This is a genomic window from Anabaena subtropica FACHB-260 (genome assembly GCF_014697105.1).
GTDB lineage: Bacteria > Cyanobacteriota > Cyanobacteriia > Cyanobacteriales > Nostocaceae > Trichormus > Trichormus subtropicus.
In genome coordinates this window covers 133,000-145,003 of the sequence record NZ_JACJRF010000003.1, presented here as the reverse complement: position 1 = coordinate 145,003, position 12,004 = coordinate 133,000, and the positions used below count along the sequence as shown (strand labels likewise).

The following is a 12,004-nucleotide window of genomic DNA, read 5'->3' as shown; positions in this document are numbered from 1 at the left end:
TAATCTAGAGAAAAAACTAGCCTCTAATCTTGGTCTAACCGCAACACAGCCATAAAAGCTTCCTGGGGTACATCCACAGTACCGACAGATTTCATCCGCTTTTTACCTTTTGCCTGTTTCTGCAAAAGTTTCTTCTTCCGGCTAATGTCACCGCCATAGCACTTGGCAAGTACATCTTTGCGTAAGGCGGGGATGTGTTCACTGGCAATGACTTTACTACCAATTGACGCTTGAATGGGAACTTTAAATTGATGGCGGGGAATTAACTCCTTCAGTTTTTCTGCCATTGAACGTCCAACGCCATAGGCTTTATCTCGGTGAACAATCATGGCCAAGGAATCCACAGGATCACCGTTAATCATGATGTCCAACTTTACCAAGGGGTTCTCGCGGTAGCCGATGAGGTGATATTCCATACTTGCATAACCACGCGATCGCGATTTCATTTGGTCGAAAAAGTCGGTAACAACTTCCGCCAACGGGATTTCGTAAGTCAGAGTGGTACGTCCTTTAGTGAGATATTTCATATCTTTGAAAATACCCCGGCGATTTTGCGACAACTCCATCAAAGTGCCGACATAAGTTTCCGGTGTAATCATTTCTACTTGGACGTATGGTTCTTCAATTCTTTCGCGATCGTTGGGGGCAGGCAAATGGCTAGGATTATCTATATACAGTTCTTCGCCCTTAATGGTAATTACTTTATAAACTACCGAGGGGGCTGTAATAATTAAATCCAGGTTGTACTCTCTCTCCAACCGTTCTTGGACGATTTCCATGTGCAGCAAACCCAAGAACCCGCAACGGAACCCGAAACCCATCGCGCTGGAAGTTTCTGGTTCATATTGCAATGCAGCATCATTCAGCCTCAACTTTTCTAAGGCTTCCCGCAAGTCTTCAAATTGGTCGGCATCAATGGGGAACATTCCACAAAAAACCATCGGGTTGGCTTCTGTGTAACCCGGTAAAGCTTCTGTTGCTTTGGCGTTGGATAAGGTGATGGTATCACCCACCCGTGCATCAGCTACCGCTTTAATTGCAGCTCCCAAATAACCAACTTCCCCGGCGTGCAGTTCATCGACTTGCTTTTGGGTGGGAGAAAGAACACCTAACTCGTCAATTTCGTATTCTTTCCCTGATGCCATAAGATAGACGCGATCGCCTTTTTTCAGCGTCCCATCCATCACTCTAAAGTATACTATTACACCTCTATAGCTGTCATAGTAACTATCAAATATTAATGCCCGCAAGCGTTTATGAACCGTATCGGGTGCTGGCGGTATACGCTCAACAACGGCTTCGAGAATTTCATTTATACCAATTCCTTCTTTAGCAGAAGCGAGAATAGCGCCACTGCAATCTAGACCAATAATCTCTTCAATTTCGCTGATTACTCGCTCTGGTTCTGCCCCTGGTAAGTCAATTTTGTTGAGAACTGGGATAATTTCTAGATTGTGTTCGAGAGCTAAATAGAGGTTTGCCAAAGTTTGCGCCTCAACACCTTGAGACGCATCTACCACGAGCAAGGCCCCCTCACACGCCGCCAAACTGCGAGATACTTCATAGGAAAAGTCCACATGACCCGGCGTATCAATTAAATTCAGCACATACTGCTGACCATCTTTGGCTTGATAATTCATCCGGGCAGCTTGCAGCTTAATTGTAATGCCGCGCTCCCGTTCCAAATCCATGTTGTCGAGAAACTGTTCCTTCATCTGCCGCTCGTCAACAGTGCCAGTGGCTTGCAGTAAGCGATCGGCCAGGGTAGATTTCCCATGATCGATGTGAGCAATAATACAAAAATTGCGAATGCGAACTGCGGGAACGTCAGTCATATACTAATCTTTGCTGAAGCAGCAACCAAGGTTATAAGAGCATTTACTTCATGTATTTTAATGCTTTATTAGCCAACACGCTGCTAATCAATCTTCATTAATCATTAGCCATATACAAATTTCCCTGAATTTTGCTCGCCGACTTACCTTATGACCCAATTACTTGAGAGTTATGCTCCATATCTTGGGATTCTAGTCGCCTTCCTTGTTCCCATATCCAATCTTGTAAAATCGGATTGACTAATTCAGGGGCTTCATCTTGAGGACAATGCCCTACCCCTTCCAAAGGAATAAACTTCACTACTTGAGGATAATTGGCTAATTCTCGACCTAAATCCACCGGTTCCCAAGGATCATCTGTTCCCCACACAATCATCGCTGGACAAGGTAGCAAGGGTAAAAGGTCTTCTGGTAGAGGGCCTGAAGAATAAGAGGTAAAAGCCAAGAATACAGCCACAGCACCAGGATCACTTGCTGGTGCTGTCAAAATATCTACTAGTTCCTCTGTCACTGCGTCGCTATTAACATAGGCTTGTAGCAGGATTTTTCTGACTGTTTTTGGCTGAGCAACTTGACGGAAAAAGAACTGACCAATTGGTTTAATAGATAGTACACGTTGGAGTAAAGGCGCTCCATAACGACGTGACCAAGGTAGGGTTTCCCGTTTGCGATCATGTAACAATCGTAGAGAACAATTGAGTAAGGCAAGGCCTAAACTCATTTCTGGGTTGCTCACGGCTGCTTGCATAACTACAATACAGCCAATAGAGTTTCCCACTAAAAAAGCTGCTTCACCCACTACTTCACGGCAAAAATCTGCTACTTGCTCTCCCCAAGTTTCCAGTGTGTAAGCGATTTCAGTACCTGGTTGGGGTTTAGCTGAACCGCCAAAACCGATTAAATCAATTGCATAAACGCGGCAATTTGCTGCTAGTGTCGGGATGTTTTTTCGCCAATGGCACCACGAAGCACCAAAGCCATGTACTAGTACAACAGCCGGACCAGCAGCTCCTTGGGTTTGATAGCAAATGGAGAAGCCTCGCCAAATCCATGTTTTTGTAGAAGTATAAGTATTCATGAGAATTGAAAAATATTTGATGTGTTCAGTTGTGATGCCATTCTGGTTGAAATTGTGATTTTATGTCAGGCGATTTATATGAATGTAATTTTTATCTAAACCATGTATAAGAGTTATTAAAATCTGCTCGTGTTTAGATATTTATCTATACTGTAGTGTTTAAGTATTCTTGAAGTTAGCTCATTAATATATAGATATTATGTAATATTTTGATCGGATAAGCTTGGTAATTGATATAAAGTTTGCATAATTGCTGATTAATAACAACATTTTTAATGTGTTTATACAAAAATTAGAAGCTAATACAAGTTAATGAAATGAGCATCCGGACAAATTCAGTAGTTTTACAATTTACGGAACTGAAGATTGTCCATAAGATGTACTGGATATAAAGCATCTGCTAAGAGGTGATTTACACCTAAACAGTGAGGTTAAATTTCACCTAGATTATTGTTCCTAGTGCAGGCTGGCGAAAGAAGATGACCATACTAGAAACAACTAACACTTCTGTTGGTGGCTACGCACCAGATTTTGAATTACCAGGTATTGATAATCAAGTCCACCATCTCAGCCGTTATTTGGGTAATTTTCGGGCAGTTGGTGTAATTTCTTTGTGCAATTACTGCCCTTATGTAAACTTGTATTTAGACAGGTTAAAAGGTATTCAAGAGGAATTTGCGGCGGACGGTTTTATCTTAATTGGCATCAATGCTAGTGATATTACTGGGCCTAGTTGGTCAAGCTTAGACAGGATGAAAGCTTTTGCTCAGGATCATGAGTTACACTTTCCTTACCTGTGGGATTCGACCCAAGAAGTTAGCCGGAGCTTTGGTGCTACTAAAACACCGATGGCATTCTTGATCGACAGTCATGGTATATTGCGATATAGAGGGCAGATTGACAACCATCCTCAAGAGCCATCATCTCTGGGTGAAGACTATCTGCGAAATGCGATCGCTGCTCTGTTTAAAGGCGAAGAAATCCCAGTACCTGAGACGGAACCAGTAGGCACTTCATTGATCTGGCGTATATAGACATAGATAGTCACTGTACTGCTATCTTAAATTGGAGGCACTTGCAACTTTTTTGATAAAGCGGAACTTCATGGGAACGAATTACCGACGGGTTTTACTCAAACTGAGCGGTGAAGCCTTAATGGGCAACATGGGCTATGGTATTGATCCAGAAGTGGTCAAGGAAATAGCCCAAGAAATAGCAGAGGTGATAGCCACTGGTGTTCAGATTGCCATCGTCGTTGGCGGTGGGAATATTTTTCGTGGCGTAAAAGCAGCATCGGCGGGGATGGACAGGGCAACCGCCGATTACATCGGGATGATTGCCACAGTAATGAATGCCATGACACTGCAAGATTCCCTGGAACGCATAGGAGTACAGACGCGGGTGCAAACTGCGATCGCTATGCAGGAATTAGCTGAACCATATATCCGCCGTCGAGCCATCCGTCATCTAGAAAAGGGACGGGTGGTTATTTTTGGTGCTGGTTCCGGCAATCCGTTTTTTACGACAGATACAACAGCAGCATTAAGAGCCGCAGAAATTGACGCAGAAGTAATTTTTAAAGCTACTAAGGTAGATGGGGTGTATGATGCAGACCCGGAAATCTATCCTAACGCCAAACGTTATACCAGTCTTACCTACGCCCATGTCCTTAATCAGGACTTGCGGGTAATGGATAGTACTGCGATCGCCCTTTGTAAAGAAAATAATATCCCTATTCTTGTATTTGACCTAACAACGCGTGGTAATATTCGCCGCGCTGTTTTAGGGGAATCTATCGGTACCCTTGTGGGAGGTTCTTGTGAAATTAGCTGAAGCTGAAAATAAAATGCAAAGTACCGTTGAGGCGACTCAACGAGCATTTAATACAATTCGTACTGGCCGCGCCAACGCCAGCTTGTTAGATAAGGTGTTAGTAGACTACTACGGTTCACCCACACCCTTAAAATCTCTGGCGAATATCAGTACACCAGATGCAACGACAATACTAATTCAGCCTTACGACAAAAGCAGTTTAAATATTGTCGAAAAAGCAATCTCTCTGTCAGATGTTGGTTTAACACCTAGTAATGATGGTTCCGTCATTCGCTTGAATATACCACCTTTAACAAGCGATCGCCGGAAAGAACTAGTCAAAATTGCGGCTAAGTACGCGGAAGAAGGACGTGTTGCTATTCGTAACATTCGCCGTGATGCTCTAGATTCCATTCGCAAACAAGAGAAAAACGCCGAAGTTTCCGAAGATGAATCTAAAGACCAACAAGACAAACTGCAAAAAATCACCAATAAATTCACTGCCAGAATCGATGAATTGTTGGTAGAAAAAGAAAAAGACATCTCCACTGTCTAAGAAGTTTTAAGGCTAAAGTGCTGGAAATCCTTCAGCTTGTGAGTCAATGGTCAATAGTTCAAACGGTTGACTATTGACCACTCTAAAAAGTTTTGAATTTGAGATTTTGAATTTTGAATTATGTATGACACCATCATCGTTGGTGCTGGGCCTGCGGGTGGAGCAGCAGCATATCATTTAGCCAAAAAAGGGCGCTCAGTCTTAGTTTTAGAAAAAGAATCTCTACCTAGATATAAACCATGTGGTGGAGGTGTGTCACCAATAGTTGCCCAATGGTTTGATTTTGACTTTAGCCCAGCAATTTCCCTGAAAGTAGACTCATTCCGCTTTACCTGGAACTTAGGCGACCCCGTAGAAGCGAAAATTGAGACTAAAGAACCTGTATGGATGGTGCGTCGGGATGTTTTTGACCAGTTCTTAGTACAGCAAGCCCAAAAACAAGGTGCAGAACTGCGAGATAATACAGAAGTTACAGGAATTGAATTTATAAGCGATCGCTGGCAAGTTAACACAGCAAATGGCTCTGTTACTGGTCGCTACTTAATTGCTGCTGATGGTGCTAAAGGCCCAATGGCAAAATGGTTAGGTTTCAAAGACCGTAAACGCCGTTTAGCTGGTGCATTAGAAGCAGAAGTTCCCACCAATGTAGAAGATAAATTTACAATTCACTTCGAGTTTGGTTTAGTAAAAAACGGCTACATTTGGAACTTCCCCAAAGAAGATGGTTATTCAATTGGGGTGGGAACTTTCATTGGTGGTCAACCCCAGGATTTTAAGAAAATCTTGGCTGAATACTCCAAATTATTCAATATAGATATCAAAACTAGTAAGCAATATGGTCATCCAATTGCTTTATGGGATGGTAATCAAAAGTTACATACTCAAAATGCTATTTTGGCTGGGGAAGCAGCTTGTGTCGTTGATCCTATGACCGCAGAAGGGATTCGTCCCTCAATTTATAGTGGTGTCATGGCCGCCGGAGCAGTTGACCAAGCACTTTCTGGTGATATTAACGCTTTAGAACAATATACCGAACTCATCCATGAAAGCTGGGGTGTGGAAATGGCTTGGGCGCAAAAATTAGCAGGCGCTTTCTATCGCTTTCCTAGCGTTGGTTATCAAGTTGGTGTTAAGCGTCCCACTGCACCCAAGGTTATGGGTAAAATTCTCTGTGGTGAAATGTCCTACAGCAGTGTTGCAGGACGCGCCCTTAAGCGTTTAATTCCTGGTTTTAGGGGTTAGGATTTATTCCATCAGTATGACTGTAACAAGTAACAAGATCCCCGACTTCTTAAAGAAGTCGGGGATCTGAACCCCTCGTGTCGGCTCGCATCATCAAATAACCACATTTCTAACATCTCGTATAGACGCGGTTCATCACGTCTACTTGCATTTTAATCAGTGGTTGTGAATAATACATAGGGAAAGCTTTAAATTAAAATCCCTATAAATAACTATGACCACTGTAATCTTTGTACATGGTACAGGGGTAAGAGGACGAGAATATGAGCAAACTTTTCAGATAATTAAGCAAAAAATTTACGACCACAATCAAAATATTATAGTTACGCCTTGTCTTTGGGGTGATGTATGCGGCATAAAGTTAAATGCTAACGGTGCATCAGTGCCTTTGTATGATGGGACGCTGGCTTTAGATGAGGTGGAGACGGAAGACGCAGATATTGTTCTGTGGGGGGAATTATACCGCGATCCTTTGTATGAATTGCGGTTATTGTCGTTGAAATCCATTGATGGAAGTAGCTCAAATCCTTTCGGGGAGCAACCATCAGATATATTACAGGCGCGGGTAGAAAATTTTACCCCCACCGCCGAACTGGAAGCGGAATTGTCCAAGGCGGGAATTGCTTGGGTGTTTGAGGAAGCGCGAGAGGCTGTGATTCACTCCCAGGCTTATGAGGAAGTTTTACCCAAAGTCGGCGAGTCTGATGTAAATGAGTATGCGGTGGTTATCGTTAGGGCAATTATTGCTCAAGCAATGTTGATTTGTGAACAACAGGAAAAATTTCCGCCCATACTCACCGATGCAAAATTGCGCGACAAAGTTGTGGAATCCCTGGTTTTGGCTTTAGCTGAGGCGGAATTAGGTTTGGGTGGTTGGTTATTACAACCATTGCTGCACCTGGGAACAAATTATGTCAAGCGCAGACGCGGGGCTGTGACTGATAAGGTTTCGCCTATGCCCTGTGATATCCTGTTGTATCAGACGCGGGGGGAGAAAATTCGGGCTTTTATCAAAGAACAAATCGCCCAAGCTGAACCGCCGGTGGTGTTACTCGCCCATAGTTTAGGGGGTATCGCTTGTGTAGATTTGCTGGCGCAGCAACCACTGTCTCAGGTGGAATTATTGATTACGGTGGGTTCTCAAGCACCGTTTTTATATGAGATTAACGCTCTGTACAGTCTAGAATATGATCAACCATTACCGGAATATTTCCCGGAGGAATGGTTAAATATTTATGATTTACGGGATTTCCTCAGCTACGTGGGCAGTAGAATTTTTCCTAATGTTCAGGATGTAGAGGTGGATAGTAAACAACCATTCCCCCGTTCTCATGGTGCTTATTGGACAAATGCTACAACTTGGGAAGCGATTTTTGCAAGGTTGCCGTGATGAACAAAAAGATCCCCGACTTTTTTGAGAAGTCGGGGATCTGAACCCCTCAATTTTCCAAATATTAGCTGGGTAAAGGTAAATTTGATATGTCCTATAAAGTCAGCATTGTCATCGAAAAAGATGAAGATGGATATTATGCTTATTGTCCTGAACTTCCTGGTTGTCAATCTCAAGGTGATTCACTAGCAGAAGTACAAGAAAACATTAAAGAAGCGGTTGAACTGTACATAGAAACATTATGCAGTTGACGGCTAAACCAGAACGCACTTATGGGTTAGTGGTGGGTATTGAAAAATATCACGAAACTGCTTGGAATACAGGAGGACAAGCCCAAGATGCGCTGAGGTTTGCGTGGTGGTTGTGTGGGTGTGGTGTACCGACGGAGAATATTCGCCTGTGTTTGTCGTCACTGCCAGAAAATGATCACTTGGTTGGGGAATGTGAGTTAAAGGTGGAGTTAGCAACAGAACAAAATCTCTACAATATTGTGACTAACTTTCTCTCTCAACAGTCTGGTGATTTACTCTACATCTTTTGGGCTGGGCATGGTTTGATTTCTTCAGAACGAGAACGCAGGTTGATTTGTGCTGATGCGACTCAGCAGAGTTGGCTAAATCTAGATTTACATTCCTTGCTGCTGTTATTGGGTTCTGATAGGTTTGGCATTCGCCATCACATCTGTATTATTGATGCCTGTGCTAATTATTTCTTAGAAACTCAGGGACGACCAACTAATTTAGGGGGAAAAATATTTCCTAGTGGGAAGCCAAGAACGGATAGTCAACAGTTTGTGTTACTGGCGGCACGGGAAGGCGAAACAGCTAAGGTAAACTCGGCAGAGAAAACGGGGTATTTTTCCCAAGCGGTGAGGGAGGCGTTAGAACAAGCGAATGGCAGCTTTCCGCCTAATATGTTGGCAGTTGCAGAACAAGTTAAACAGCAATTTCAAACTTTAGATAAAAAGCAACTGCCCACTTATTTTTATTATCGCAATGGGGATGGTGATCAAGAAAAGTATCATTACAATCCTTTTGATATCCCCCACAATATTCAACAGAGTAATGCTATTAAATTTGTCGGGAGAGATAACCAGTTAGCAGAACTGCACCGACTATTACAAGAAAATGATGTAGTTGTAATTTCTGATGTAACTGGGCAAGGTGGGGTGGGGAAAACTGAGTTAGCCATTCAATACTCATGGCAACATTTAGAAGATTATCCTGGGGGGTGTTGCTGGTTGAATCCCCAAGGTACTGAATTAGGAACACAGTTAGTAGAGTTTGGTTTGGTGAATTTTAATAACTTTAACCCTCCCCAGGAATTAAGCCTGACTGGTAAGGTTGCTTATTGTTGGCGGAATTGGCAAGCAGGGAAAGCTTTATTGGTGTTTGATGATGTTAAAGACTGGAAGCAAGTTAAAGACTATCTGCCAGCTAAAGGTTCTCGGTTTAAAGTGTTAATCACCACTCGTATAAATACAGGCTTGACTTATCCCTCTCTGCCGTTAGGTGAATTGTCACCAGATGCAGCCTTAGAATTATTAACACAGCTATTGGGACGCGACAGAGTTGAAAAGGAATTAGAATTTGCCCAAAAACTGTGTCAGTTTGTGGGTAATATACCGATTGGATTGTACCAAGTGGCAGCATACAGCCGAGAACCAAGGAGAGTGTTATGTTAAAAGACATCCTTGCAAGGCTACAACAAAAGCAAGCAGCAACAGGTGAGTCTGGTGTAGCTGCTGCCTTTGATTTAAATTGGGAGTGCTTAGAACCAGAGGCGCAAAAGTTGGCTTGTCTGTTGAGTTTGTTTGCTTTAGCCCCTATTCCCTGGTCTTTGGTAGAATTAGCAGCGAGTGCTAGTAATTTAGATTTTGACCTGAAAGCTAACCGTAATATTTTAGTTGAGCGTTATTTGCTGCAAGAGTTGGCAGAGGAAACTTACCAAATTCACGAACGCATTCAGGAATTATTGCGGCAGAAGTTGGAAGAGTTAGCGGAAGTTGACGAACTCAAGCGCGGCTTTTGTCAAGCGATGGTAGCAATAGCGCAGGATATTCCACAGACACCCACATTAATAGAAATTGCTCAAGCAAACCTGGCTATACCTCACCTTGAGGAAGTTACCACAATTTACCAAGCTTGGTTAAGTGATAATGATTTATTTTGGCCTTTTGTCGGTTTGGGCAGATTTTACGAAGGACAAGGAGCTTACGAGCAAGCTTTACCTTGGAGGGAAAAATGTTTATCAGCTACTAGAGAACGCTTTGGGGATGAACACCCCTCTGTGGCAACTAGCCTGAACAATTTGGCAGAAATTTACTATTCACAGGGAAGGTACAGTGAAGCTGAACCTTTTTTAATTCAGGCTTTGGAGATGAGAAAACGGTTACTGGGAAATGAACACTCGGATGTAGCAGAGAGCCTGAACAATTTGGCAGAAATTTACTATTCACAAGGAAGGTACAGCGATACCGAACTTCTGCACATCCAGGCTTTAGAAATGAGACAACATCTTTTGGGGTATTTACACCCAGATGTGGCAGAAAGTCTGAATAATTTGGCAGGATTCTACTACTCTCAGGGACGCTACAGCGAAGCCGAACCTTTGTACGTCCAAGCTTTGGAAATGCTCAAACGCTTACTGGGAGAGGAACACCCCAATGTGGTATCTAACATAAACAACTTGGCACTACTCTACGATTCACAGGGAAGGTACAGCGAAGCCGAACCTTTGTTAGTCGAAGCTTTGGCGATGAGAAAACGCCTACTGGGGGATGAACATCCCGATGTGGCAACTAGCCTGAACAATTTGGCTATACTCTACTACTCTCAGGGACGCTACAGCGAAGCCGAACCTTTGTACGTTCAAGCTTTGGAAATGCTCAAAGGCTTACTGGGAGAGGAACACCCCAATGTGGCATCTAACATAAACAACTTGGCACTACTCTACAATTTACAGGAAAGGTACAGCGAAGCCGAACCTTTGTATATCCAGGCTTTGGCAATGAGAAAACGCCTGCTGGGGGATGAACATCCCGATGTGGCAACTAGCCTGAACAATTTGGCTATACTCTACTACTCTCAGGGACGCTACAGCGAAGCCGAACCTTTGTACGTTCAAGCTTTGGAAATGCTCAAAGGCTTACTGGGAGAGGAACACCCCAATGTGGCATCTAACATAAACAACTTGGCACTACTCTACAATTTACAGGAAAGGTACAGCGAAGCCGAACCTTTGTATATCCAGGCTTTGGCAATGAGAAAACGCCTGCTGGGGGATGAACATCCCGATGTGGCAACTAGCCTGAACAATTTGGCTGGACTCTACTATTCCCAGAGCAGGCACAGCGAAGCCGAACCTTTGTATATCCAGGCTTTGGCAATGAGAAAACGCCTGCTGGGGGATGAACACCCCGATGTGGCAACTAGCCTCAACAATTTGGCTTATCTCTACGATTCCCAGGGCAGGTACAGCGAAGCCGAACCTTTGTATATAGAGGCTTTGGCAATTTTGGAACAACGGCTAGGGGTAAATCATCCTAATACAATTACTGTGCGAAATAATTTGGAAGCTTTGCGCCGGAATAATTTTTAGCTTTGTGAGTCTTTGAACTCCGTCAACGAGTATTTTTGCTCCGTGAACGAGTCTTTGAACTTCGTCAACGAGTATTTTTGCTCCGTTGATGAGTCTTTGAACTCCGTCAACGAGTATTTTTGCTCCGTTAACGAGTCTTTGAACTCCGTCAACGAGTATTTTTGCTCCGTTGATGAGTCTTTGAACTCCGTCAACGAGTATTTTTGCTCCGTTAACGAGTCTTTGAACTCCGTCAACGAGTATTTTTGCTCCGTTGATGAGTCTTTGAACTCCGTCAACGAGTATTTTTGCTCCGTTAACGAGTCTTTGAACTCCGTCAACGAGTATTTTTGCTCCGTGAATGAGCCTTTAAACGCAGAGGGGCGCGGAGGAAAGCGCGGAGGGGCGCGGAGGATTTTTACTTAGTAACTTAGTGGATTGAGAAACGCTATATCTCTAGTGATGGTGATAGTTGGAAGTGGTTTTTGTTAGGCTGGTGGAATCAGGGTTGG

10 protein-coding genes are annotated in these 12,004 nt (G+C 43.3%); 8 read left to right on the top strand and 2 right to left on the bottom strand.

The window, feature by feature from the left end; all coding sequences use genetic code 11:
* Positions 1–23: 23 nt before the first annotated feature.
* Entirely contained in the window at positions 24–1,835 is a 1,812-nt protein-coding gene (lepA, locus tag H6G18_RS02875; RefSeq protein ID WP_190405575.1) for a translation elongation factor 4, read from the bottom strand.
* A gap of 148 nt (positions 1,836–1,983) precedes the next feature.
* The gene (locus H6G18_RS02870; protein WP_190405574.1) at positions 1,984–2,913 is read right to left on the bottom strand and encodes an alpha/beta fold hydrolase; all 930 of its coding nucleotides are present in this window, start codon (positions 2,911–2,913) and stop codon (positions 1,984–1,986) included.
* Between the two features lie 479 nt (positions 2,914–3,392).
* On the opposite strand from H6G18_RS02870, the gene H6G18_RS02865 reads away from it, so the two are divergent.
* From H6G18_RS02865 to H6G18_RS02830, 8 genes are all read left to right on the top strand, one after another.
* Positions 3,393–3,947 (top strand): thioredoxin family protein, encoded by a 555-nt coding sequence (locus tag H6G18_RS02865; protein WP_190405573.1) that lies wholly within the window; start codon positions 3,393–3,395, stop codon positions 3,945–3,947.
* A 70-nt stretch (positions 3,948–4,017) separates the two neighbouring features.
* Entirely contained in the window at positions 4,018–4,746 is a 729-nt protein-coding gene (gene pyrH, locus H6G18_RS02860) for a UMP kinase (RefSeq protein ID WP_190405572.1), read from the top strand.
* Positions 4,733–5,281 carry a ribosome recycling factor gene (frr, locus tag H6G18_RS02855; protein WP_190405571.1) on the top strand — a complete coding sequence of 183 codons (549 nt, stop codon included), beginning with the start codon at positions 4,733–4,735 and terminating at the stop codon, positions 5,279–5,281. Before pyrH ends, frr begins: the two co-directional genes overlap by 14 nt.
* Positions 5,282–5,401: 120 nt before the next feature.
* Positions 5,402–6,523: a geranylgeranyl reductase family protein gene (locus H6G18_RS02850; protein WP_190405570.1), complete on the top strand. Its 1,122-nt coding sequence runs from the start codon at positions 5,402–5,404 to the stop codon at positions 6,521–6,523.
* A gap of 214 nt (positions 6,524–6,737) precedes the next feature.
* Positions 6,738–7,913, top strand: a complete 1,176-nt coding sequence (locus tag H6G18_RS02845) for a hypothetical protein (RefSeq protein WP_190405569.1) — start codon at positions 6,738–6,740, stop codon at positions 7,911–7,913.
* A gap of 89 nt (positions 7,914–8,002) precedes the next feature.
* Positions 8,003–8,164: a type II toxin-antitoxin system HicB family antitoxin gene (locus H6G18_RS02840; RefSeq protein ID WP_190405568.1), complete on the top strand. Its 162-nt coding sequence runs from the start codon at positions 8,003–8,005 to the stop codon at positions 8,162–8,164.
* Positions 8,155–9,597, top strand: a complete 1,443-nt coding sequence (locus H6G18_RS25160; RefSeq protein WP_190405567.1) for a caspase family protein — start codon at positions 8,155–8,157, stop codon at positions 9,595–9,597. The genes H6G18_RS02840 and H6G18_RS25160 overlap by 10 nt, the downstream gene beginning before the upstream one ends.
* Positions 9,591–11,513 carry a tetratricopeptide repeat protein gene (locus H6G18_RS02830; RefSeq protein ID WP_190405566.1) on the top strand — a complete coding sequence of 641 codons (1,923 nt, stop codon included), beginning with the start codon at positions 9,591–9,593 and terminating at the stop codon, positions 11,511–11,513. Before H6G18_RS25160 ends, H6G18_RS02830 begins: the two co-directional genes overlap by 7 nt.
* The last annotated feature ends 491 nt before the right edge of the window (positions 11,514–12,004 follow it).

What these genes read in the sequence shown, in the direction of transcription:
- lepA (WP_190405575.1), bottom strand. Translation starts at nt 1,835, where the DNA reads ATGACTGACGTTCCCGCAGTTCGCATTCGCAATTTTTGTATTATTGCT.
- H6G18_RS02870 (WP_190405574.1), bottom strand. Translation starts at nt 2,913, where the DNA reads ATGAATACTTATACTTCTACAAAAACATGGATTTGGCGAGGCTTCTCC.
- H6G18_RS02865 (WP_190405573.1), top strand. Translation starts at nt 3,393, where the DNA reads ATGACCATACTAGAAACAACTAACACTTCTGTTGGTGGCTACGCACCA.
- pyrH (WP_190405572.1), top strand. Translation starts at nt 4,018, where the DNA reads ATGGGAACGAATTACCGACGGGTTTTACTCAAACTGAGCGGTGAAGCC.
- H6G18_RS02850 (WP_190405570.1), top strand. Translation starts at nt 5,402, where the DNA reads ATGTATGACACCATCATCGTTGGTGCTGGGCCTGCGGGTGGAGCAGCA.
- H6G18_RS02845 (WP_190405569.1), top strand. Translation starts at nt 6,738, where the DNA reads ATGACCACTGTAATCTTTGTACATGGTACAGGGGTAAGAGGACGAGAA.
- H6G18_RS02840 (WP_190405568.1), top strand. Translation starts at nt 8,003, where the DNA reads ATGTCCTATAAAGTCAGCATTGTCATCGAAAAAGATGAAGATGGATAT.
- H6G18_RS25160 (WP_190405567.1), top strand. Translation starts at nt 8,155, where the DNA reads ATGCAGTTGACGGCTAAACCAGAACGCACTTATGGGTTAGTGGTGGGT.
- H6G18_RS02830 (WP_190405566.1), top strand. Translation starts at nt 9,591, where the DNA reads ATGTTAAAAGACATCCTTGCAAGGCTACAACAAAAGCAAGCAGCAACA.